General features: G+C 37.8%; 18 protein-coding genes. 9 read left to right on the forward strand and 9 right to left on the reverse strand.

Translation table 11 applies throughout. The annotated features are described in order from the left end of the window. The first annotated feature begins 105 nt into the window (after window positions 1-105). From HEQ36_RS11470 to HEQ36_RS11485, 4 genes are all read left to right on the forward strand, one after another. Window positions 106-2664, forward strand: coding sequence for a dynamin family protein (locus HEQ36_RS11470; RefSeq protein ID WP_053538849.1), 2559 nt, complete (start codon window positions 106-108; stop codon window positions 2662-2664). Window positions 2665-3005: 341 nt separating this feature from the next. Then, a complete protein-coding gene (locus HEQ36_RS11475; protein WP_168636143.1) occupies window positions 3006-6419 on the forward strand; it encodes a virulence factor SrfB in 3414 nt (1137 codons plus the stop codon). Between the two features lie 68 nt (window positions 6420-6487). Further along, window positions 6488-7612, forward strand: a complete 1125-nt coding sequence (locus HEQ36_RS11480; RefSeq protein WP_168636142.1) for a hypothetical protein — start codon at window positions 6488-6490, stop codon at window positions 7610-7612. A 142-nt stretch (window positions 7613-7754) separates the two neighbouring features. After that, window positions 7755-8447 (forward strand): Uma2 family endonuclease, encoded by a 693-nt coding sequence (locus tag HEQ36_RS11485; protein ID WP_168636141.1) that lies wholly within the window; start codon window positions 7755-7757, stop codon window positions 8445-8447. A gap of 193 nt (window positions 8448-8640) precedes the next feature. Here HEQ36_RS11485 and HEQ36_RS11490 read toward each other — a convergent pair whose 3' ends face one another. Beyond that, on the reverse strand, window positions 8641-8769 hold the full coding sequence (locus HEQ36_RS11490) for a hypothetical protein (RefSeq protein ID WP_257720901.1): 129 nt from the start codon (window positions 8767-8769) through the stop codon (window positions 8641-8643). Window positions 8770-8773: 4 nt separating this feature from the next. After that, window positions 8774-9055, reverse strand: coding sequence for a type II toxin-antitoxin system ParD family antitoxin (locus HEQ36_RS11495; protein WP_053538853.1), 282 nt, complete (start codon window positions 9053-9055; stop codon window positions 8774-8776). A gap of 379 nt (window positions 9056-9434) precedes the next feature. On the opposite strand from HEQ36_RS11495, the gene HEQ36_RS11500 reads away from it, so the two are divergent. Next, window positions 9435-11090, forward strand: coding sequence for an IS1634 family transposase (locus tag HEQ36_RS11500; protein WP_053538824.1), 1656 nt, complete (start codon window positions 9435-9437; stop codon window positions 11088-11090). A gap of 339 nt (window positions 11091-11429) precedes the next feature. Here the strand turns inward: HEQ36_RS11500 and HEQ36_RS11505 are convergent, their stop codons facing one another. Beyond that, a complete protein-coding gene (locus tag HEQ36_RS11505) occupies window positions 11430-11585 on the reverse strand; it encodes a hypothetical protein (protein WP_168466477.1) in 156 nt (51 codons plus the stop codon). Between the two features lie 46 nt (window positions 11586-11631). Between HEQ36_RS11505 and HEQ36_RS11510 the strand changes: the two genes are divergently transcribed. After that, on the forward strand, window positions 11632-11832 hold the full coding sequence (locus tag HEQ36_RS11510; RefSeq protein ID WP_290707759.1) for a hypothetical protein: 201 nt from the start codon (window positions 11632-11634) through the stop codon (window positions 11830-11832). A 184-nt stretch (window positions 11833-12016) separates the two neighbouring features. Here HEQ36_RS11510 and HEQ36_RS11515 read toward each other — a convergent pair whose 3' ends face one another. The 3 genes from HEQ36_RS11515 to HEQ36_RS11525 form a co-directional block, all read right to left on the reverse strand. After that, window positions 12017-14338, reverse strand: a complete 2322-nt coding sequence (locus HEQ36_RS11515) for an alkaline phosphatase (RefSeq protein ID WP_168636137.1) — start codon at window positions 14336-14338, stop codon at window positions 12017-12019. A gap of 473 nt (window positions 14339-14811) precedes the next feature. Beyond that, window positions 14812-18222 carry an alkaline phosphatase PhoX gene (locus tag HEQ36_RS11520; RefSeq protein WP_168636136.1) on the reverse strand — a complete coding sequence of 1137 codons (3411 nt, stop codon included), beginning with the start codon at window positions 18220-18222 and terminating at the stop codon, window positions 14812-14814. A gap of 186 nt (window positions 18223-18408) precedes the next feature. After that, window positions 18409-19014, reverse strand: a complete 606-nt coding sequence (locus HEQ36_RS11525; RefSeq protein ID WP_168636135.1) for a TIGR02466 family protein — start codon at window positions 19012-19014, stop codon at window positions 18409-18411. 180 nt (window positions 19015-19194) lie between these two features. On the opposite strand from HEQ36_RS11525, the gene HEQ36_RS11530 reads away from it, so the two are divergent. After that, entirely contained in the window at window positions 19195-19653 is a 459-nt protein-coding gene (locus HEQ36_RS11530) for a DUF4079 domain-containing protein (protein WP_053538859.1), read from the forward strand. Between the two features lie 419 nt (window positions 19654-20072). After that, the gene (locus HEQ36_RS11535) at window positions 20073-20315 is read left to right on the forward strand and encodes a hypothetical protein (protein ID WP_053538860.1); all 243 of its coding nucleotides are present in this window, start codon (window positions 20073-20075) and stop codon (window positions 20313-20315) included. A gap of 417 nt (window positions 20316-20732) precedes the next feature. On the opposite strand, the gene HEQ36_RS11540 is transcribed toward HEQ36_RS11535, so the two are convergent. Together HEQ36_RS11540 and clpS are read right to left on the reverse strand one after the other, a co-directional pair. Further along, window positions 20733-21587: a CPBP family intramembrane glutamic endopeptidase gene (locus HEQ36_RS11540; protein WP_053538861.1), complete on the reverse strand. Its 855-nt coding sequence runs from the start codon at window positions 21585-21587 to the stop codon at window positions 20733-20735. 64 nt (window positions 21588-21651) lie between these two features. Continuing rightward, on the reverse strand, window positions 21652-21933 hold the full coding sequence (gene clpS, locus HEQ36_RS11545) for an ATP-dependent Clp protease adapter ClpS (RefSeq protein WP_027401430.1): 282 nt from the start codon (window positions 21931-21933) through the stop codon (window positions 21652-21654). 272 nt (window positions 21934-22205) lie between these two features. On the opposite strand from clpS, the gene HEQ36_RS11550 reads away from it, so the two are divergent. Further along, complete coding sequence (locus HEQ36_RS11550) at window positions 22206-22562, forward strand: hypothetical protein (protein WP_205748521.1); 357 nt, start codon at window positions 22206-22208, stop codon at window positions 22560-22562. A gap of 75 nt (window positions 22563-22637) precedes the next feature. Here HEQ36_RS11550 and HEQ36_RS11555 read toward each other — a convergent pair whose 3' ends face one another. Then, complete coding sequence (locus HEQ36_RS11555; protein ID WP_015078743.1) at window positions 22638-22835, reverse strand: hypothetical protein; 198 nt, start codon at window positions 22833-22835, stop codon at window positions 22638-22640. Window positions 22836-23269: the final 434 nt, after the last annotated feature.

The following is a 23269-nucleotide window of genomic DNA, read 5'->3' on the forward strand; positions in this document are numbered from 1 at the left end:
CTTAACCGAACAGTCTTGTCTGTTTTTGTTGTATCAGTGGTGGTGGTTTCTGGGTTTTGTGTTATAACCCAGTTGTGAAAATGAACTCAAACGAAAGACTACTCTATGGAACCAGACAAGCTGGCGCGATTGAAAGAGTACGGTGAATTTATCCTCCGCAAAATTGACTCAGTTCCCCAACGCCCTTCCCAAGAGGAAGATTGGGTTCCCACTAGCCTTGATGATTGTCTGTTGCGGCTGCGAGAGGCGGCACAGAAAACTGTTGAACTAGCCAACTCACCAGTGAAAATTGGCGTAATGGGGGAGTTTAGCAGCGGAAAAAGTTTGCTGCTAGGCAGTCTGATTGGTTATGCAGATGCTTTACCTGTGAGTGAAAATCCGACAACAGGTAATGTCACAGCTATTCATATTAAAACCCAGGATGATTTTGCAACTACTCAAGTAAATAATTATACGGTGGAATATTTATCCCATGAAGGGGTAAATGAGTGCTTACACTTCATTCTCAAAGAAGCAAACCGTCGCGCTACGTCCGCTGGGGTGACACCTTTACAGGTAGCTAAAATTAAAACTGGTAAGGATATCAGTATTTGGTGTGAGGAAGTTTGGAAAAGCTCAAATAATTTAGAGTTGCGTTATTTGGTGCGGGAGTTAGTGCTATTTTTGCGGGCTTATCAGGCTTATGGTGAGGCTTTATGCGGTCGCTTTTACCAAATTGATGGTATTACTGCTCGTGAGGGTTTACAACTGGCAGAAATGCCAATGGCGATTCAATCTCTCAAGTTTGAGGATTTACCAGCGGCGAATGTTCGCTTACCAAATGCGCCACAACGATTAGGAACGCAATTATTACAAACCAGTTTTCTCTTAATTCGTCGCGTTGATATTGAAGTGAAAATATCACGGGAAATTTGGGATGTTACGGGTGCAGAAGAATTTGTGTTGTTGGATTTTCCGGGGTTGGGTGCTGCTAATTCTGGGGCTAGGGATACATTTTTATCGTTGCGAGAATTGGCACAGGTACAGACAATTCTAGTCTTACTGAATGGTAAATCGCCGGGGAGCGATCGCGCCCATAAAATCTTCACAATGATGCAGCAACAACGCCCAGGACAAGACCTCAAGGATTTAATTCTCGTCGGTGTGGGACGTTTTGATCAACTGCCTTTAGAAAGTGAAGGTGGAGAAAGAGAACTAGATTTATTAATTAATAATCAATCTGATTCTCAACCGTTACAAACAAATACAGTTTTCCAAAAATTAAAAGTTCTCAAAACCATTATTGATGGAGCGGAAGCATTTACCAGTCAAAAAGACAGAATTGTTTTATTATCACCCCTGTTAGGATTAGCTGAATTAGCCAAACGTTCTGGTCAAGTGAAAGCAGGTTCTGAGGAATTTCTCGCTAATTTAGATTATCCAGAATATCTGGAAAGACCGAAAAAATTACAACAGAAATGGAGAGATTTAAGTGAATCTTTATTAGCAGCAGATGGGAGAAATCAATTAGGGAAACAATTGGGTTATTTTGCTCAAGATGGTGGTATTAGTAAATTAAGAGAACTAATTCAAACTCATGTTGCTAATCACGGACTAAAGCAATTATATGAAGATACCCGTCGGGCGGCTGATGGTATTCGTCAACAACAAGAATATCTCAAAGAAATTATTGCCGAAATTCACGAACAAGGTATACCAACAGTTGATACTCCGGCTTTACTAGAATTGAGATTAGCTATAGAAAGTTTAGATAGAACCTACAGAAACTTTCAAAAAGATTTAGGTAAAGAACAGTTGAAAGACCGCCGAGGTATTGTAGTTACTGATGTCATTAAAGATGAACTAACTTTAAAAATTTTGAATTGGAGTCAGTGGACATTATTATTTAATAAAATCCAAAATGGCACAATTACCTTAGCAGAATTTAAAGGTGCAGCGGGGAAATTATTTGATAGAGGAAATCGGGTTAATACCTCCATACCGACTAAGAGTGATGACTTTTATCCAGCCTTTGAGAAAACAGTTAGAGAACTGGAAAACTTTGCGAGCGATCGCATTCGTCAAGCCGTGATAGACTTATTAAGCTCATTGGCACATCAAATCACCTTAGAACGAGAAAAACTACAAGCCATTCTTCAGCCAGAAATGGAACAAGAAATTGAATCAAAATTTGGACTTGAAGAAGCAGATTTATTTTATAAACTGTTACTAGGATCTGATCCTCGTCAATGGAAAGAAGCAATTATTGCCGAAATCAATAACCATAATCAAACCATCAAACCAGAAAGTATTTTTCCCCTAGCTAGACAAGACGAAAAACACAGTGTTGGGCAAATTTTTGATTGGTCACCAGAAAGAAACCAAAACCCATCAAGAAGTGTCAATCATCAACTTTTCGTATTACGACTGCGAGATGAAATTACCGCTAGTGCTAGTCTTCACCTTGTGCAATATGTCAGTGAAAGCAATCAGCAAGTAAATATAGAAATCAATGGAATTTTAGATCAAATTATTCCCAGCTTGCAAAACCTTTCCAAAAAAGAAGCACTACTAAGATATATTGCTGCAAGAGATTCACAAACCGAATTAGCCATTCCAGCTTGGCTAGAAATCTTAACCGATATTGCCACAATTAATGAAGAAGAATTATTTACCTGCATTTAATTGGTAATACCATTTCTTTATGAGACTGCGCTGAATTTTGTAACCTTGTCTTTTCCTCCTCTGTGTTCTCTGTGCCTCTGTGGTATGGCTAACGCCACGCTTCGCTAACGTTCCTTTCTAAATTTGGCGCATCTTTATACAAAATTGGTATAACATCTAATAAAGTACAAATTCATCTGCGTTCATCTGCGTTTATCCTCCTCCATCTGCGGTTAAAATCTTCCTTATCTACCTCAATGAAATAGGAATTGATATAATCCGTACTCTTCTATTAGTTATCAAATAAATTTAGGGAAATGCACTATCAATGAAATATTAACAAACAAAAAAGGAAAATAAAAATGCCTGTGGAAATTCAGCTTCTACCTAGCTTTAAATTAGGTATGAAAGAAAACGCACAGTTGCATCTACCCACCATCCAAATTGTCCCTATTAAAAGCAACATTCCCTACATTTCTCGAATTACCTGCATAGTCAGAGGTACACCAAATGAATTAGCAGCAAAAATTCAAAGCAGCTATAGACAATTTCACTCAGATACACCCAAACAAATTTATAATATTTCTCAACTAGGACAAAACTCCTGTCAGTTAGATGCACCTTTAACCACAATAGTTGATTGTATCTTAAAGGTAATTGTCGAATATTTTGATTCTGACGCTGCGGGAAAACCAAATTTGTCCATATCTAATCATGTATGTGCTGAATGTGATCTTTGGTTTATACCCAATTTACAAACATCATCAAGTTCATCTACAAAAAATCATCCACCCATGAATACTTCACAATTTGATCACTATTTGCATAATTTAAGTCAACAACTCAGTGAAAAACTCAACGAAAAACAAAGAAAAAGATTTCCTGGTTGGTTAGCTTTAGATTTTGGTACTTCCAATTCTACAGTGACACTTTTTGACCCCATAGAAGTTCCCATTGCCGAAGTTTTACCCAGAGAACAAGAACTGAGATTAAGAGAACGTATGGCGGAATGGTTTAATTCCTCCCCAGATTTAGCCTTACCAGATGTTAGTAGTGGTGAGTGGGAAAAATTCCTGGTTGATATTAGCAAAAACTTAGAAATAGAATCAGATCAATTAAGTGAAATTTTTGAAAGCGATAACAAAGAATTATTTTTAGAAGCAATTCGGCAAATTGAATTATGTCTAGGAACAAGTGATAGATTTCGGCGGGCTGTTAGCAAAAAGCTTTATGCTATATATCATGAAGTTTTTCGTGTTCCCACATTAGAATCACAAAATTTAATTCCTGTAGTTTTAGATATTGACCGACGCAGTACAGAAATTCCCAGTGAAATGGAAGTATCGCAATTAATCCCTTTAAAACTACGCATGGGTAGAGACGCAAGAGATAATAGAAAAAAAGCCATAGCCCAAGGAACAACTGTTTCAGTCAAAGAAATTATTAGCAGATTTCATCATTCACCCAAACGCTATTTTGGACAAGATCGATCTTTTCCCATTATCTTAGAAGACGACGAAGAAAACATTCAAGTTAATCGCCTCATTCAAGCAGCTTGGGCGCAATTAATTGAATTAACAGAAGATTATCGGCAACGGGCTAGACGCAGATTTTCAGAAGGCGATTTTTTAACAGCAGTTGTTACCTATCCCACCGTTGCCCCTCCCGTAGTTCGTAAAGAAATCAAGCAATTGGTACAGGAATTAGGCATTGATGATGTGCAAACAGCCTATGATGAAGCTGTGTCTGTTGCTATCTTTTTCCTGTGGCGAGAATTTGGCGGAAATCTGAATATTGGCATTGAATCTTTTAAAACTCGTTGTCGTCAAAATGGGAATAAATGGTCACAAAATGTCCTAGTTTTAGATATTGGTGGCGGCACAACTGACTTAGCTTTAATTGAACTTACCCTCGAAGATAAAACCCCTTTCTTTGCAGATCATGAAGATCGAGGTTTAGGAGGACGTTACTATAAACTGACTCCTAAATTATTAGGTTCTTCAGGACATTTACAATTAGGTGGTGAATTAATTACTTTACGAATTTTCCGTTTGTTAAAAGTTGCAATTTCTGATTTTCTCCTTACCGCAGTCACTACAGGTGATATCGAAAGCGATAAATTAGAAGACTTAATTAACTCCGAATTAAACGACCGTTTTTTAGAAGATGGGAAATTTAAAACTGGTAGTTTATTAAAATGTATAGATAAGGAAAATCCTGAAGGTGATGTTGCCTTTAAAGATGCCCTGGATACTGCGGAAAAAGTCTTACCAACTCGTTGGCAACAGGCACCCCAACGCCTACAAACCTTTTACACATTGTGGGATCATGCGGAAGCTGCCAAACTCAAATTAGGACAAAAAACAACCACAGATGGTTCTTTATTAACTTTCACTTTAAATGAACAACAAATTGGCGAACTGCTTGCCCAAAGTGCTGTTAAATTTCAAGTTAGAAGTTCTGAATCTATTTATTTAACTTTAGATCATCAGCAATTTGAACGGGCAGCAACTTCGTCAATTAAAGAAGCAATTGGGATTGCTAAAGGTTTAATAGAAAGCCGTCTCAGTTCAGAACCTAATCAAAAAGTAGATTGGTTAATTCTTTCTGGAAAAACCTGTAGTCTTGATCTTGTGCAACAACAAATTTACGAGGAATTTAGTCAATCACCATATTTTGTTTGGAATCCCGAACGAATTACTTTTGTTTTAGAATTTACTAAACTTGCCACTTCCGCAGGTGCTTGTTATGCCGAAAAACTGCGCCGCTTTCGATTTGATCCTGAAGAATCTAAAAGTCTATTACGCAAAGGTGCAAATCAATTAGAAATTGATGTCAAAAACCTGTTTTATTATCTTCCTTGCAACTTCAAACGCAAAACCCAAAGTAACGACCCATTAGCCATTTTTAGTGCTGGACAAGAACTATATCAGCTTGCACCTTGGGATACGGTTGCTAAAGTGCGGACACCTTGGCAGGGCATTCAATTAACTAATATTATCCATCGTCAAGATTATGAAAATGGAACTTTTCGTCTGTGGGGTAGTTTCGACGGTAAAATATTGATGGATAAGTTGGGCATGGAAGAACAGGAATTTCTCAAAAAAATCAAAGTCCAATTTGAGATTGACCAAGCTTTACAATTTAGTATTTTACTATGTCGAGGTAATCCCCATTATTTAATAGACGTGGTTGGTATTGATATTAATTCAGTCATATCTAAATCTACTGAAAATGCCTTGTTTACTGATGGTAATTTAAAGTGGAATATCGCTGTAGAAAACCACCAACACAACTTAAATGATGGTGATATTGCTGTCAATGTTTTAGAATCTGCCACAGTTGATCAACCTCATGCTTATCATTTAGTATTTGCCATTGATAATAATGAAAGTAAATCAATGGAAACATTTCATTATTTACAAGATGGGGTGAAGCAACCAGGCACAGGATTAATTAGTAAACCTTTGCCACCATTTCCTCAAAGTGGTCAACATACTTTCTACATTTATCAAACTGATAGTGAGACAAATACTAAAAAATGGCTACGGATTGGTACACTCAGCAGACCAGATATTATCACAGATTATCCCTGTCAATATCATGTAACTCTTGATAATACAGGCATATTAAGAATGCACGCGGGGGCAGTTCCTTATTGGACATCTAATAATCAAGAATGTCTCGAACAAGAAGGATGTGTTTATCGGGCAGAATTGGAACTACAACCCAATGAAGTTGATAAAGAACGTGATCCTTTTTGCGGTATTCATTAAGTTCAAGATCCCCGACTTCTTGAAGAAGTCGGGGATCTAAAATCTTTTATTTTCATCCTGATAAAATTATGCAGAATCTACATAAACTATTAACTATAGAAAACTCAGAATTAGCCAAAATATTGCGGTTTAATTTATATGGATTAGCTGCAACTTTAACAAAAGCAAATCAAGAATATCCATTTGATGCCGGATGTCAGGTATGCGAAGAACTGTTGCAGGAACTTCATCAATTATTAGAACCTGTACCATCCCCAGATCCCCGACTTCTTAAAGAAGTCGGGGATCTAAAACAACCTGAATTAATAAATGAATTAAAATTATTAAAATTAAAAGATATTTTCAATAACAATCCAGAATTAAATTCTTATTTAGGTAATTCTCATATTCAAGGTCAAACTGATGGAGAAATATGGAACGAAATTCATAGAAAACTATTGCGAGTTCCTGAAGATGTAGCGACATCTTGGCGACATAAGGCTTTAGAATTAGCACAGGAAGTAGGGGCAGTTGTAGATAATATAAATCTGAATGAATTGCCATTTGTGCGTGATGAAATTATTTATCCGGGGTTGAGTGGTACAGTTCAAGCCAAAGGACTATGTTTATCTCAAACAGCTTTGATAAATTCAGAAATTGCCCAAACTCATCTTTCTAAAAATTCATATTTAATCGCCGGATTTTTACTTTTATATATTAAGTTTATAGAAATAGATCCAGATTTATATCATGCTTTAAAAAGTGTTTTTAGCTTTGATATAGTTTCTTTATCTGCCAAATTGGAACAACGTCATCAATATATTGATGCTTTAAGCGATCGCTTGCACCGCATCCAAAAAATAGATGAAAATACTGATGCAGTTATTAATTTATGTGCTTGGATTGACATGGATGAAGCCATTCATTCCTTAGTATTTATCCCCCCTGCTGAACGTTATTCTTGGTGGGGAAAATTACAAAAAGAATCCCGGCATCTGTTAAAAAAAGCCGCTGATAAAGCAGTTAAAGCAGGTAATGAAGTCCGACTCAAACAATTATCAGGACTGTATGCTGATGTTTGTGAATTTTCTAAAGATGACCTGCAATTAGACTGTGGTGGTAATCCTGGCGAGGTATTAACCTGTTTGCGAGTCTATGCCAAAATTAATCAGCAACAGTATCCAGGAAGAGTGATATTTCGGACTTTACGCTAGAGACAGAACTTTGTCCAAATTTCCCTTGTATTTGCCCATGTAGAATATAGGTATTAAACATTCTATTTCATAACTGTAAAACAACCATAGTATTCCTGTATTTAGTGTTATAATTTCCATATCTCAACTAGTGGATACAATCATGATTGACCAACTTCTCATCAAAACTGAAATTGATGATTGTGATGTACCAGATGCCAACCTGCTAGTCACTGAAGATGATACACCTGTGGATGATTTTGCATCTGCCAAACAACAACGCCTTCTAGTCGGTTCTCTTTACAGTTCTTTACAAAATCAGGTTTTTTTAGCTGAAGCCAATGTTGGTGTTTATCATACTTATGGTGAACCTGCGATCGTTCCTGATGTATTTGTTAGTTTTGATGTACAAACTCCTGACAACTGGTGGGAAAAACAAAATCGTTGTTATCTAGTTTGGAAATTTGGTAAATCGCCAGAAGTTGTTATTGAAATTGTATCAAATCGAGAAGGTGCAGAACTAGATAAAAAGTTGCAAATTTATGAAAAAATGCGAGTTTCTTACTATATTGTCTATGACCCACATCAAAATTTAGGAGAAGAGATTCTCAGAATTTATTCTATCCAGGGTAGACGTTATATAGAAACTACAAATAACTGGTTAGAAGATATTGGTTTAGGAATAACTTTATGGACTGGAGAATTTGAAGGTAGAAATGATTCTTGGTTACGTTGGTGTGATCAAAATGGTAATATTTTACTAACTGGTGATGAACGGGCTAAAAATGCCGAAGCACGCGCTCAATTACTAGCAGAAAAGTTAAAGGCTTTGGGTGTAGATCCTGATAGTATTTAAATCTGACTTAATGATTTTTAGAGATTGTCAACTTAACCGAAAAATGTCTTATTTATTGGCTTTCGCACCCGCCATGAAATGAATTTCATGGCTAATAGTCAAAGTTTACTAAAGTAAACTATAGATTTATGGGGATTTTTAGTCATCTTCAGATGACTTTTGCTATTAGACTGGGAATTCATTCCCAGGCGGGCTATGGGTTTTCCGTAATGTTATAAAGGTCAATAATTCTATCCGCTACTACTTGATTATCAGTAGCAATATACAACCATATTTGAATCAAGTCCTCTTCCGCTTTGGTAGTACGAAGCAAATATGCCATCTAATTACACATCCCTCTCAGAAATCTGAGCGAAACGCTTTCGTGCTTCTAGCTTAATAGCGTCTATGTTTGCATACTTTCCAGTACCGCTATCAATACCTTCTTGCCACAAACGATGTATTTCCTCAATATTTTGGGATTGAATAAACCGCTTATATTTCCAGTCCCGCAGTGCTTCGCGGATGATTTCACTACTGCTGGCATATTCACCAGATTTTACCGCATCACGAACCAAAGTAGCCATTTCTGGTGTTAGGGCAATGCTAAGTTTTTCGACGTTAGGCATAGGTCATACCTCTATTTTGCTCTATAGTAGCAATATTTCCTACCAAATTCATATTTTAATCAAATTTATATCCCACATTCCGCACCCCCAAGTGTCACACCCCAAGAAAACCGATATATTTAGTACATAAGAACTAATACCTGTGAGGGGTGATTAAAATTTATTGAGGCTAAATAGGAATAATTACTATTAAAGCAGATATATAGTCAATAAAACGACTAAGTACGAAATTTTGATTCTGAGGTGATTGTAATGGAAAACCTAGTCCAGAATCATTGAAAGCTTTATCCTCAATGACTATAAAAAACTAAAAAAACGTTTTAAATCAACAGAAAAATGAGAACATGGTAACAGATACTTATATGGAGTTTCTGTTACCATGTTTAGTACAAAAGACCTGGAATTGAAGAAGATAGACCATTTAGGGATAGTAGCAGGAATAGTAGATTCAATAGGGATTGTAGAAATAATTAATAATTTAGTAGGTTCAGAGCCAGGAGAAAAAGTCAGTGCAGGTCAGGTGGTAAAGGCGATGATTTTGAACGGCTTAAGTATGATGTCACAGCCGTTATATATGTTTCCAAAATTCTTTGAATTAATTGCTTGTGAACATTTAATTGGTGTAGGAGTAAAAGCAGAATATCTCAATGATGACAAGCTGGGGAGAGTATTAGATAAATTATTTATAAAAGGACTAGATACAGTATTTTTAGCCGTCAGTTTAAATGCAGTAGAAATATATCAGATATCACTCTCATCATCACACTTGGATTCAACATCATTTCATGTACATGGAGAATATGAAAATAGTTTACCATCAGTAATATTTGAAGATTCAAAAGAATCAGGTTCATTAGAAAAAGAAAATGAAGAGAGTCAATCACCTCAAGCGATAAAGCTGACTTACGGTTATTCTAGAGATCATCGTCCAGATTTAAAACAATTTATTACACAATTAGTATGTTCAGGAGATGGAGATATACCAATATATATAAAAGCAGTATCAGGGAATGAAGTTGATTCTAAAAAATTTGGAGAAATCGCAGTTGAATATCAGAAAAGAATACAAGTTGATAGTTTGATAGTAGCAGATAGCGCATTATATACAGAATCAAATATCAAGTTAATGTCGAGTCTCAAATGGTTAACCAGAGTACCCTTAACGATAAAATCAGCAAAAAACTTAGTGATGAGTTTAGCAGAATCGGAATTTGTTAAAAGTGAAAAAGCAGGATATTCTTATGCCGAGAAGAAAATAACTTATGGAGATATAGAGCAAAGATGGTTAATCGTACAAAGTCAAGATAGAAAAAAATCTGACTTAAAGAAATTATCAAAGAGAATAGAAAAAGCTTTGACTAATACTCAAAGTAAGTTAAAAAACCTATCGCAAGAAAAATTTGCTTGTGCGGCTGATGCTAGAAAGGAATTAACAAAAATAAGTAAAGAATTTAAATATCATCAAGTAGAAAATATTGAAGTTATCGAAAAAAGTCCTAAAATCAAAGAAGAAAATCAATCAAAATACTATCAAATCTTAGCAACAGTTGTTGAAAATAAAGATACTATTGAGCAAGAAATGTCAAGTGCAGGAAGGTTTATAATTGCCACCAATGTTTTATCAGAAAAGGAACTGAGTAAAGATAAAATGCTGTCTGAATATAAAGCGCAGCAATCCTGTGAAAGGGGATTTAGTTTTCTCAAAAATCCTTTATTTTTAGCAGATAGTATTTTTCTAAAAAGCCCAGAAAGAATAGAAGCATTGGCAATGATAATGGGGTTATGTTTGCTAGTTTATACTCTAGCACAAAGAGAAATTAGAGCAGCTTTAAAATCTTTAAACTATACTGTAAAAAATCAATTAGGAAAGGCCATAAACAATCCAACTATGCGGTGGATATTTCAATGTTTTCAATCAGTTCATCTTGTGACTTTTCAAGGAAAAAGAGAATTTTATAATTTGACATCAGAAATGAAGTACATTCTCCTATTCCTCCCAGAAGCTTGCCGTAATTACTACAGATATATAAGTTGATTTATCAACATTATTAATAGTTTAATTATACAATTTGACTCATTGATTTTATTAATGAGTTTAAGTTTTAATGCTGTTTTTAAGTTTATTTCTAGAAGGATATAAGTTATGATTAAGTCTTGATAGACTAACAATAAAATTATATTATATTTTCTGCCAGAAACCACCCTCATTCTTTATTGCTTCTTATTGAGAATGTATCTGAATCAATTTTCCTATCTAAAATTTGTTTTTTTATAGATAAATGTATTCTTTCACTCATTTTTCATCAATTTACCTCCGTAATCACCGTTTGTGACAGTCAAGGGTGCGGAATGTGGGTTATATCTGTTTGTAGGTTCAACAAAACATATTAACAACCCAATGCCGAAATAGTTCTACGATTATTCTCCAGCGTCCCTGATTTTCTACAATCACATCATGATGTTTCAAAACTTCTAAAGCTTTCTGTAAATCAGTTTCATCTATTCCCGTCAACTCAATTAATTCATTCATTTAAACCTAATCCTGCGGTGTGTTTTGCCAGGTGACTTAAAAGTATTTGTTGAGTATTATCATTATTTTCCTCAGCTTGACCACAGAAACCATTTTCAAAGACTTATTAACATTTGGAGGTAAACCTGTTGCTGTGATTTTATCTATTGCGGTTTTGATTGTAGCAACTGCAATACCCATTGTGGCTATAAAACTATCCCCAAGTCAAATCAATCCACCTACAAATAATTCCCATTTGACTCTGTGATTCCTAACTCCTACCATCATAAAAAACCTTGGCAAAACCTCGAAAAATATCAAGTCCTGCCAAGGTATTTAGTTATCAGTAATTACTATGAAATCCCAACTTTACAGCGATTTTTGCTCTTATGAGTTGCATCTTAGCCCCCTCATCGCTTGCGGGGAGGGGGTTGGGGGTGGGGTTCTTGGAATTAAACCAGAACAAACTGATTAGAATTAGCCACACTCAAAGCACTGGCTTGAATACCAGTTAAAGTGGCTAAAGTTTGACCACCAAAGATAACCGCAGTATCAGCACCAACTTGAGTCAAAGTAAGATTGGCGGTGGTGATACCTAAGCTCTTAGCGCCAGAAATACCAATCACATCCGAACCAACTTGGAAATCTAGAACTGTGTTAGCGGCTTTTGGTAATTCAGCGTTGACAATCCAGAATTGGTCAGCGCCAACACCACCAGATAACAGGTTGCCACCACCTAAACCGACAAAGAATTTATCGTTACCACTACCACCTAATGCCCGGTCATTGCTACCTAAATAGAAAGTATCATCACCAGCGCCACCAGACATCCGATTCTCACCTTTACCATCTCTAGCATCAAATTCATCATTGCCATCACTGCCGAAGGCTACGTCGTTGCGACTAACGTAGATTTTATCGTTACCGCTACCAGTGTCAATGATGTTGTTACGAGCATTGCTATTGAATGCTAAATCAACTTCATCGTTTCCTGCACCACTAAATACAGTGTCTTGAACCCCATCTATATTTTGAAGTGCAATTAAGGTATCTGCGCCAGTAGTTCCAGAAACAAAGTCTTCCTGATTAACTTCAGTTACTGAGGCAAACAAAGTTTTAGCAATGTGGACTTGATCAACGGTATTAGCAAGACCGGGGATTTGAAAACCGTAGGATTCAAAACCTGTACCGATTGAATTTGTTAGTGTTTCAGAGTCAACACCTTGATAGTAAACAGGGACAGGACGGTTGGTATGGGTTCCCCATTCGTATTTATCGGTGGCGCTAGTTCCCCAGAATTGCCCAGAACCAGAGATTGTGTCAATGGTAGTTAATTGTTCAGCACCGAGGTTTCTGACTAATGTAGGGTAGTCGCCATTAAGGGTAAGGTAATGGTCATGGTCAGCAGTAACGATCAGTTGGTTATCCGCCCAACCACCATTTTGGTTAATCCACTCAATGGTAGAGCCAATCGCTTTGTCAAAGTCTAAAATTGTGCCAATCAGGTTGTCAAGGTTGTTGTCGTGGGCTGCCCAGTCAATATCACCAGCTTCAACCATCAACCAGAAACCATCGGGATCTTTACCTAATACAGATAAAGCGGCTTTAGTCAGGTCATCAAGAGTTGGGTTTTCGTCAGTCTCTCTGGCAATGAACTGTGTATCTGTTTCACCAGGATTGAGAGGTCTCAGGGTATCTGGATTTAGACCCTTGGTTGAGTAGACGGTGAACATTCCCAAACCAGTGGTGCTGTAGTCACCATCGGCAGAACTAACGGGCAAGTTACCATCTTGTCCACGCGCACCATAGAGACCAAGGAGGCGATCGCCTTTTTCGGGATCAAGTTGAGCCGCAGTATTCGCCAATACCTCAGCCGCATTTGCACCACGTTCCAAAAAGGTGTAGTCGTAAATGTTGCTGGTAGGCTTGGTACGTAACTCTGTATAGGTTGATTGTGTAATGTAAGTGTTGGTTCTGATTGAATCTGGTTCAACACCTACTGGTAAAGGATTTCCTGGTGTAGAAAGAGGATGACCACCACCAAGGAGTACAGTTGGTTGGAAAATGCGGAGTTCTTGCTGCAAGATGTTATCTAGTGAAGGAAATTCACCATCAAACTTGTTGCGATTATTGACATTTGCAGCAGCAGCAGCAGGAGTAGCATGATCAACAGGAACAGATGACACTATACCAGTTGATTTACCAAGAGATGCCGCTCTAGAAAGCACACTTTCAACAGGATTTTCAAAAATATCAACACCAATAGCGGCGTTATAGGTCTTAATCCCTGAATAAAGGGTGGTAGCTGTGTTAGCAGAGTCAGGATAGCTGTACTTAATATACTCAGCATCAATACCTGCCGTCCAAGGATTTATACCACCTCTAACTGGATCGTAACCCACAAGGTTGCCAACAACACCATTGTTAGCGTTTGCTCCTCCATTAGGGGTAGTTCCAGGGTTAAATGTGGGATTAAATTCAAACCCAGGACGGATAGGTGCTGTACCTGTCACATTAGTGAAGGTATTACCATTGAGGGCTGAGTTTGATACGTTATATATACCGTTACTACCTGCAATTGTAGTTCCGTAGGTAGTTGCTTGTGTATAACCTGTCAAGGTTTGGAAATTAAGCCCTGTTCCCTTGCCAGATGTATAAAAGTCATTGAGGGTTGTACCAGTCTTACCTTCACTGATTTGTTGGTAGATAGCCGCAGCGCGAGCCATTTCCCAGCCTAAACCGTCGCCGATCATGATAATTGTATTCTTAGCCATAAAACTCTTTAATTCCCTTGATGATACTTACTGAATGAATAAATCCTGTTTTTGCAAACTTAGGTAAATCTAATTTGCTGAGTATGAATATTACGCTTTCTCAAAATTTCACGTAAAGGTTAAGCTAGGACTATGATTTAACAATTTATTGATTAAAAAATTGGTTTTAAAATTAATTTTTAGTTATGAAAAGATTATTTTATTAAACTTTAAAATTTACCCTATAAACATACAGCAGCCTACATTTTATTACGTAAACTTTTGTAAAAATCACTTACAACACCGCACCTATAATACCTATTGTGGCTTTGAAACTATCCCCAAGTCAGATTAATCCACCTACAAATCATTCCCATTTAACTCCGTAATTCCTAACTCCTATCATCATAAAAAACCTTGGCAAAACCTCGAAAAATATCAAGTTCTGCCAAGGTATTTAATTACAAGTAATTACTATTAAATCCTCGCTTTAATTAAACCAGAACAAACTGATTAGGATTAGCTACACTCAAAGCACTCGCTTGAATACCAGTTAAAGTGGCTAAAGTTTGACCACCAAACATAACCGCAGTATCAGCACCAACTTGAGTCAAAGTAAGATTGGCTGTAGTGATACCTAAACTGGCAGCACCAGAAATACCAATTACATCAGTACCAATTTGGAAATCTAGAATGGTGTTAGTAGCTTTGGTTAATTCACCAAACACAATCCAGAATTGGTCAGCGCCAGCACCACCAGATAGGGTGTGACCACCACCAAGACCGATTTCAAAGGTATCATTACCATCACCACCCAAGGCACGACCATTACTACCATTACCCAGGAAGAACAGATCATTACCAGTGCCACCAGAGGCACGGAAATTACTGGCTTCATCTCCGAAAAATGTGTCATTGCCATCACTACCAAAAGCGCGATCGCTACTGGCTAAAAACACGGTATCATTGCCGCTACCACTGTCAATAATGTTATTACTGGCAAGAGCGCCCGCAGCCGCACTATCAATCTCGTCATTACCAGCGCCACTAAACACGACATCCTTAATACCACTAAAGCCAGGAGTTTGTTTGGCGACAATTGTATCGGCATTAGGTGTACCGGCAAAGTATTGTGTATCCTGAATCAAATTGGCATTAGGCGCAGTCAAGAAAGATAACTGACCACCTTCAACCAGGTTTTCTTGTCTAGTTTTTGTGCCATCACCATTACCATCAATATTTGTGGCGGTAATAATTGTTCCAGAACGAATACTATGCGCCTGGACATCAAACACAAACTGTGTACCAGGAGCGTTACCAAAAAGACTAGAAACGTCTAGAATACCTGAAGTTTCCCAGTTACCGATATCAGTGGGGCTAGAATCAGTTTGACCAGAAGGAACAGCCGAGCGATCAACTTGTGCAATTTTAGTTAAGCTGTCCGCTGGATTGGCAGCAGCAGGATCAAGAACGTAAATAGAGGCTTCTTGCTTAGAAGTTGCACCCCAGATATCTGCTCCTAGTGCGCGGTCTTCTTGTAAGTAAATTTTGCCATTATCAGCCCAGTCGAGGTTATCAGGACTACGCATACCGAAATCTTGTTTACCAGCGTCGTTGCCATCGTAAAGGATGTCAATTTTTGCAGTGATTTCTGGTGCAGTTGTAATCTTCCACAGAGCATCATTTCCAGATGTGGGGTGTTGAATGGCAACGATAAATTCATTGGGATTGTTTGTAGAAATCAACCCAGTAGGTTCAGATCCTGCAACTCCCAAACTAGCCCAACGAGTGATGGATTCAGCTACACCATCCTTATTGCTATCAGATGCTTTCCAGATATCGCCAGGACCGTTGTCTTCGATAATGTAAAGATTACCAGCAGCATCACTAGCCAAGTTGTCAGGGTTATTGAGGTTGGTACCCGCAGCTAAAGCAGTACCACCATCAATTGTGCTACGACTAGCAAAAAGCTTAACTTCATTAGTTTTGAGGTTAATGCCATAAACTGCGTTTTCGCTAGTTGTAGCTACATAAAGAATGTCACCAATAATTTCTAAGTCTTCTGGACGACCGTAGGGTGTACCACCAACTTCATCCGCTGCTGCCCGTCCGCCCGTAGTAGTGCTACTAAAGTCAAAGGGATCGGCGGTGGTGGTTTTCACGCCATTAGCATCGGTAATCGCCACCCAAGTAGCTGCACCAGTGCGAGTAGTAGCTGCATTTGCAGTAGAGTTCCAGTTTTCCGAAGCATTACCTGTAAAGGCAGTTACCTTCAAGACAAAACTTTGTCCAACACTCAAATCACCAACAGTCTTAGGTACAAACTTGTAGATAGAACCAGTGTTGCTCTCATCAATAAAGTACAAAGTACCAGAGGTGTCAAACTTCAATCCTTCATGGGAAACCGCAGGAATATTGCTGCGCCAAACCACATTGGCTGGATCACCAGCAGCCATCAAGGGGTTAAGCCACTCAAATAGACGACCATTGGTTCTTTCTTCGGCGGTAAGAACTGTTCCGTAAGGAGTATATACAGCAGGGTCAAAAGGACCAAAATCATCATTATTCTTATCCCAAACCGTAGGATTGGTGGTGTAGGGTAAGGCCGCTTGACCAGTCAAGGCTGAAACAAAGTCACCAGTTTGGGTGTCGTAGCGAGCTAAACCAGCGCCTTGACCTACTTCCATCGGAATGTAGATGTAGCGGTTGGTGGGATCGAGTGCCACCATGTCCCAGTTACCAAAGGTGGCAGCAAATTGAGGATCTAGATTAGCTTTGTTGCGGTCAACAATTTCTGTCTGAGTGAATCCTGTTGGTAGTAAAAAGGGTGCAGTGTCTTCTGCTGTAGGAACAGTAGCAGTAGTAGAAAGAAGTTGGCTAAAGTCAACATCAATTTTGTAGGTTGTACCCCAAACATCAGGACCTGCAGTAATACCAGTGGAGGCTAAAACAGCTTGAGTACCATCGAAAGGATTGGTAGCGATATCTTCAGGACGAGAGAATCTGAAGGCATTAACGGCGGTAGCTAACTCATTTTGTTTTGTTTGTGTAGCAAAACCTTGAGCGTCATAACCTGTAGTATTTGCTTTTGTGGGATCGTAGTAAGAAATTTCTACAAATTGACCGTTTGTGCTGTTACCACTGCCTTTGAACTGGCTAGGATTAGCTTCAATCGCATCAGTAGCATTTGCAGGATCGTCAGCCACCCATACGAATAGTTTACCCTGTGCTAAACCATTACGTTCCAGGAAACCACCAGCTTTTTTATCGCCAACATAGAGATATAAAGGCGCGTTATTGCTATCGTCACCAATTAAAAAGGCAACTTTATCAGTGCGGCTTGTATTTAGTTCTGTGACGTTTTCCCACGAAGCGCGACCAAATGCCGGGACTGCATATAAAGTATTTGTTTGTGTATCTAAGGCGAATTGTGTACCATTACTGGTTTCTTCACCGGAGAAGAAAATACGATCAGCTAAACCAATACCCGCACCAAACTGATTGGCTTCAAACAAAGCAGCAGAACAAAAACGTTGAATACCACCAAATTCTAAGTCAGCAGCAGCATCAACAACTTCACCTTTGCGGTTGATAATTGTGTCATGGGCTAATCCAGCATCAACGATTTGCAATGTGCGCTTGTCAACATCAAAATAGTTAACTCTTGCGCCGGGGAGTTGTGTCCCATTTTTCAGGGTGTACTTATAACCATCAGTAGCCGCTACCTCATTAACAACTAATATACGAACAGTTGTATCGTTGAGTGAGTAAGCGCCAATACCGTCAAGAATCCCAGGAGCAACATAGTTGCCAATTTTGTCACCAACTGTAAAAATAGGATCGACTGTGTAACCATTTAGCCCTTTAACTTGAGATGGTTGGGTTGTATCGAATGATATAGCCATAAAATCCCTCAATTCTCTGTGTAGTGCTTACTGAATGAATGTTTGGTAAATTTAGGAAAACCTATATTTACCGAATACGAATATCACTTTTTATTAGCCTCTCACTCAGAGGTTAAGAAGGCACTATGAATTGGCTATTTCTTAATTAAAAATCCTTCTAAAAGTTAATTTTTGATTAAGGCAAGATTATCTATTTATAGGTACTATGCCAATATTAAAACTAATACACACCCGATCTTCATTACTCGTATTCATTTCCACACCATGTAACAGCCAACTGGGAAATATTAACATTGTCCCTTCACGAGCTTTATAAGTGATTTTGGGGAAAGTCCAGAGATTAAACTCTATAGATGGTGGTACGATCATCTGTGAAGCTGGTCGCGGATCAGAGAAAAATATGCCACCACAATTTTCAGGAGTTTTCAGATAATAAACTCCACTTAAAATTGAGTTGGGATGATTATGTACAGAGTTGGAAGCAAGTTTACGATTAATAATTCCCCAACAAGTTGTAATTTTGAGACTAAACTTTTGTAAGTCCCATTGTAAAAATGTGGCAACTTCTAAGACATTTTGATTAATGATTTGTATCAGGTTGTCAAAACTATCCCTTTCATGCAACCTATCTGTACTATGCCATCCTAGTATATTTGACCACTTCTCACCCTGACTATCTCGACGTTCCTCTGCATAGATAGTTTGTAAGAGTGGAGGATTTAATTGTTGATAATTTTCTAGGGAAAAATGCCAAACAGAAGTGGGAAACCAGTCATTTCTAGAACCAGCCATAATTTTGATTTATGTTTATAGTAGGGAACAGGGAACAGGGAACAGGGAACAGGGAACAGAATTAAAAGTCTTTTGGTGGATTGTTTTTTAGGTAAATTCTGGATTTCATTCAAGTGCATACCGAAAAAAGCCGAAGTCCTGTTAAGCTCAATAGGTAACTTTCTGGAACTGAACTGTTTTATGCACCTACCTTCCTTTCTATGGTTATGGAAAATAGCCGCTTGGTCAATGGGATTATCTTTACTAGCCTATTTATTTTTAGCCATAACTGGTATTTGGATGTTACGGGTCAGAACAAACCCAGAATCTTTCGGTATTCTATTACCTTCGTATCGTCCGCAAGTGCGATCGCTCCATTATATAATCGGCATAACTATAGTTAGCCTAGTATTACTACTCCTAGCCGTTGGCATTGTTGGTACATTAGGACACTTCGGTTCACTAGGACACTCACCACATTTAGTCGCTGGTTTAATAGTCGTCATCTTAGTTTTAGTATCCGCTTTTAGTGCCACTCAAATTAGTACCATCAAACCTTGGGCTAGACCATTACATCTTGGGTGTAATTTCTGCTTATTATTAGGATTTGCTTGGGTATCTCTCAGTGGTTGGACTGTTGTGCAAAAGTATTTACCTTAATTCTCAGTTTCCACCATGCTTCTGTTATGGCTGGGAAATTGTGCAAACCATACACAAATAATTTATCCTGTCAATCCTGAAATCCTGTACTTCGACTCCGCTCAGTAACCGGATATCCTGATTCTGACAATTTTAACCCTTGACAAAATTCTCAGTTTCGATTACACTTATGTTACGAGTGGAAAAGTGTTCGCCCATATATAGGGTCTTTATTTATAAATGATTCATACTTTCAAGAATTTGGGTATCCTTTTGTCGCTTAAATGTCTGAATCAGGATATCCAGGATTTGAGGATTTTCAGGATGTGATGGAAAGATTGTTTTTGATGAAGTGGTGATTTTTTTAGTCTGAATCAGGATATCCAGGATTTGAGGATTTTCAGGATGTGATGGAAAGATTGTTTTATGCTCTTCTTTAGATGGTTAGTTTACAGCATTTTCGCAATTACCAATTACCCATCCTGAAAATCCTGGATATCCTGATTCAGACAAAATCATCTCCAAAATCTCAACAAACAACCATTAAACAACATCCTGAAAATCCTCAAATCCTGGATATCCTGATTCAGACAAAATCATCTCCAAAATCTCAACAAACAACCATTAAACAACATCCTGAAAAATCCCAAATTCCCACAAACAATCATCCAACAACATCCTGAAAATCCTCAAATCCTGGATATCCTGATTCAGACAAAATCATCTCCAAAATCTCAACCAACAATCATTAAACAACATCCTGAAAATCCTCAAATCCTGGATATCCTGATTCAGACAAAATCATCTCCACAATCCCCACAAACAATCATTAAACAACATCCTGAAAAATCCCAAATTCCCACAAACAATCATCATAATTATATTGGTGGTTGAAAAGTCTATATATATGGGCGCACACTTCCCCACCCATAACATAAGGATAACTCAAGACTTGAGCTTTGTCAAGCCTAAATTGTCAGAATCAGGATGTCCAGGATTTGAGGATTGACAGGATAAATTTTAACCTCTTACCTTTGCGTCTTTGCGCCTTTGCGTGAGACTAAAATTCCTACCCTTAATCAGCAACGCTTTTTTCTGAATCAGGTTTTATGTTCAAATTCTATACTCTTCCCTGTCACCTGCTGTTTACTCCCTATCCACCAAGCCAAACCACCCATAAATAATACCCCCATAACTCCCTGTAAAGGATTATTATTCACACCAGTCACCCAGTCAGGAACTTGTCCCGAATATTTAGTTAATTGCCCGACATTAATGATATAATAACCCCAAACCAACCCACCATGTAAACCAATAGGTAAACCCAAACGTCCCCTTCTCCAACGTTTTCCCCATACCTGCGTTAAACCCAACAACACCAAAGCCGGAAACTGGGGTAAAGTATGAATAATTGCCTCCAAAGGTTTAATAAAATGGGATACAGCAAATAAAATTGCATCTATCCAGAGAGCGATATTTAATTTATAATCTCGTTGTAACTCATCCAATAACCAACCCCGAAATAATAATTCTTCTGCAAAACCCACCCCAAAACCAACTAATAAACCTTCTAAAATTATTCTCCCTAAAAATACTTGTGGTTGTTGCCATATCAACCAACCCAGTACACCTTCTAAACCAAATAAAACTAAAACAGTAGTTAGTCCAATAGCCAACCCCTGCAACACATTCACCCCATTCAGGCGTGTAAATTCTAAACCATAATGGCTGAATATTTTTGGTTGTTGATAAACTTGCTTACCCCAAATATTCAGCAGAAAAATAAACTCTACATATAATATCACCAGCGTCAAAATACTTTCTAAATTAGTATCTTTGACTAGCAAATAAATTGGTACAGCTAGGGGTAGCCATAAAAACAGTAAGGCCAGTATAAAACAAACTAGCCTCACAGGAACGGGGTATTGGGTAAGTTGAGTGAGATTAATTTTCATAAAGTTAGTCAATTATCATCAGTCAACAATATACTGCTAATGACCAATGACTAATGACCAAAAACTATTCTTCTGGTTCAATCGTACTACTTAAACCATGATTGTTGAGGGTTTCAGAATAGAACTCCGCGTGTTCTTGAGCGCAAGTAATAACCAAAGCTAACCCGTTATGGTGAGCTTCCATCATAATACTAACAGCTTGCGGTTGGGTAATGCTATTAACAGTAGTCATTAGCACTTGTACAACATACTCCATCGGATTATAATCATCATTATGGAGCAAGACGCGATACTGAGGCGCAAGCTTGCGGGATGTAGAACGCTTCTCAATGGTTTCGACTGACACGGTTCTTTGCTCTTTTATCGTTGATTTACTAGAATATGTTCCTGTTAAGCAAATGCTGAACAGTTATTTACTTCTGCATTGCCGTATTTCCATCTTAAAATACCTTTGGCGTTGCTGAGAAGCTTTTCCTATGACATCATAGCACAAACACAAGAAATTTACATTAATAATTGGGACAGAAAAATTTTCCCTTATTTTCTATCTCATCACTGGCAACGGGAATTATTAAAATTAAGGAAACTGCCACACAGAAGTCAATACTCTAGATAGTTATGGATATCAGCCCAAAATTTCAACCAGGACAAATTGTATCCTTGGATTATAGCCATCAGCATCTTTATGCAGAAGTTATTGAAATCGTCGTTTCCCGACAATTGTGTTGGGTGCGTCCTTTACTGCTTGTGAACTCTACCTCAGAATTACCACTTATAATTGATTTACAAGGTGTATCAGATTTGTTCTGGCCACTAGATTTGTTTAAACCGGCTTTAGATACAGAAGTTATTGCTTTTTTAGGGCAACTTTTTCCTAAAGAACTAAAATTTGAGCCTGATTTAGTAGCTAAACAACAATTTAATTTATTTATTCATCAACTGTGGCAAGCATATCAACAAGGACAAGAAACATAAAGAGACTTAATTGCATAGGTAATACTAGCAATACAGGATGTCAATACGCATTGTCAGTACCTTCCAGTATGAGTATTATCCCCAGGTAGGAACTAACTGTACCCGACCAGCATCCATCTCTGCCATTAGTAATTCTAAAGCTTCATAGTCAACATCAGAGATATGACCTAGCTTTGTTAATTCCGAGTTAATCTCATTTTCGATTTCTGGCGTTAGCTTGCGGATATGCAGGGCTTTTTCTACCAACTGACGAATCACGTATCGAGTTTTCATAACAAATAAACCAAATTGCAGTTACTAGTCATTATCTAAGACAATGCTCGGTATAAAAGGTGATTTATACCTCTCAACCCTGTGATTTAGATCACTACTAAATAATCAAGACCAGTTATTCTATAACTCTGTTTTTATCAATGACAAGGGTAAAAGTCAAGGTGGACAATCACAGAGAAATTTTCCTGGAACTACCTCCATTCACAGTTTCAGCAAGAGTAACTGCTATAGGGACAGATGATTAATCTGCATTCAGAAGGCATAAGTAGATTGTTTTTTAACTTGCTAAAAAAAAATGTATATATAATTACACTTTACCATTGACTTATGACAATCTTTAAATAAACCCAGTCAAGCTATAAAGATTGAGTAAAGAGACTTCAAACTTGTAGCCAAGTCAGAAAAAAAAGTTGATCTTTAAACAAGATGCAAAT

The organism is Anabaena sp. 54 (assembly GCF_017355725.1).
GTDB classification, from domain to species: domain Bacteria; phylum Cyanobacteriota; class Cyanobacteriia; order Cyanobacteriales; family Nostocaceae; genus Dolichospermum; species Dolichospermum heterosporum.

Excerpts from the sequence above, each read along its gene's own strand:
- HEQ36_RS11470 (WP_053538849.1), top strand. The coding sequence starts at position 106 with ATGGAACCAGACAAGCTGGCGCGATTGAAAGAGTACGGTGAATTTATC.
- HEQ36_RS11475 (WP_168636143.1), top strand. The coding sequence starts at position 3,006 with ATGCCTGTGGAAATTCAGCTTCTACCTAGCTTTAAATTAGGTATGAAA.
- HEQ36_RS11480 (WP_168636142.1), top strand. The coding sequence starts at position 6,488 with ATGCAGAATCTACATAAACTATTAACTATAGAAAACTCAGAATTAGCC.
- HEQ36_RS11485 (WP_168636141.1), top strand. The coding sequence starts at position 7,755 with ATGATTGACCAACTTCTCATCAAAACTGAAATTGATGATTGTGATGTA.
- HEQ36_RS11490 (WP_257720901.1), bottom strand. The coding sequence starts at position 8,769 with ATGGCATATTTGCTTCGTACTACCAAAGCGGAAGAGGACTTGATTCAA.
- HEQ36_RS11495 (WP_053538853.1), bottom strand. The coding sequence starts at position 9,055 with ATGCCTAACGTCGAAAAACTTAGCATTGCCCTAACACCAGAAATGGCT.
- HEQ36_RS11500 (WP_053538824.1), top strand. The coding sequence starts at position 9,435 with ATGTTTAGTACAAAAGACCTGGAATTGAAGAAGATAGACCATTTAGGG.
- HEQ36_RS11505 (WP_168466477.1), bottom strand. The coding sequence starts at position 11,585 with ATGAATGAATTAATTGAGTTGACGGGAATAGATGAAACTGATTTACAG.
- HEQ36_RS11515 (WP_168636137.1), bottom strand. The coding sequence starts at position 14,338 with ATGGCTAAGAATACAATTATCATGATCGGCGACGGTTTAGGCTGGGAA.
- HEQ36_RS11520 (WP_168636136.1), bottom strand. The coding sequence starts at position 18,222 with ATGGCTATATCATTCGATACAACCCAACCATCTCAAGTTAAAGGGCTA.
- HEQ36_RS11525 (WP_168636135.1), bottom strand. The coding sequence starts at position 19,014 with ATGGCTGGTTCTAGAAATGACTGGTTTCCCACTTCTGTTTGGCATTTT.
- HEQ36_RS11530 (WP_053538859.1), top strand. The coding sequence starts at position 19,195 with ATGCACCTACCTTCCTTTCTATGGTTATGGAAAATAGCCGCTTGGTCA.
- HEQ36_RS11535 (WP_053538860.1), top strand. The coding sequence starts at position 20,073 with ATGGTTAGTTTACAGCATTTTCGCAATTACCAATTACCCATCCTGAAA.
- HEQ36_RS11540 (WP_053538861.1), bottom strand. The coding sequence starts at position 21,587 with ATGAAAATTAATCTCACTCAACTTACCCAATACCCCGTTCCTGTGAGG.
- HEQ36_RS11550 (WP_205748521.1), top strand. The coding sequence starts at position 22,206 with ATGGATATCAGCCCAAAATTTCAACCAGGACAAATTGTATCCTTGGAT.
- HEQ36_RS11555 (WP_015078743.1), bottom strand. The coding sequence starts at position 22,835 with ATGAAAACTCGATACGTGATTCGTCAGTTGGTAGAAAAAGCCCTGCAT.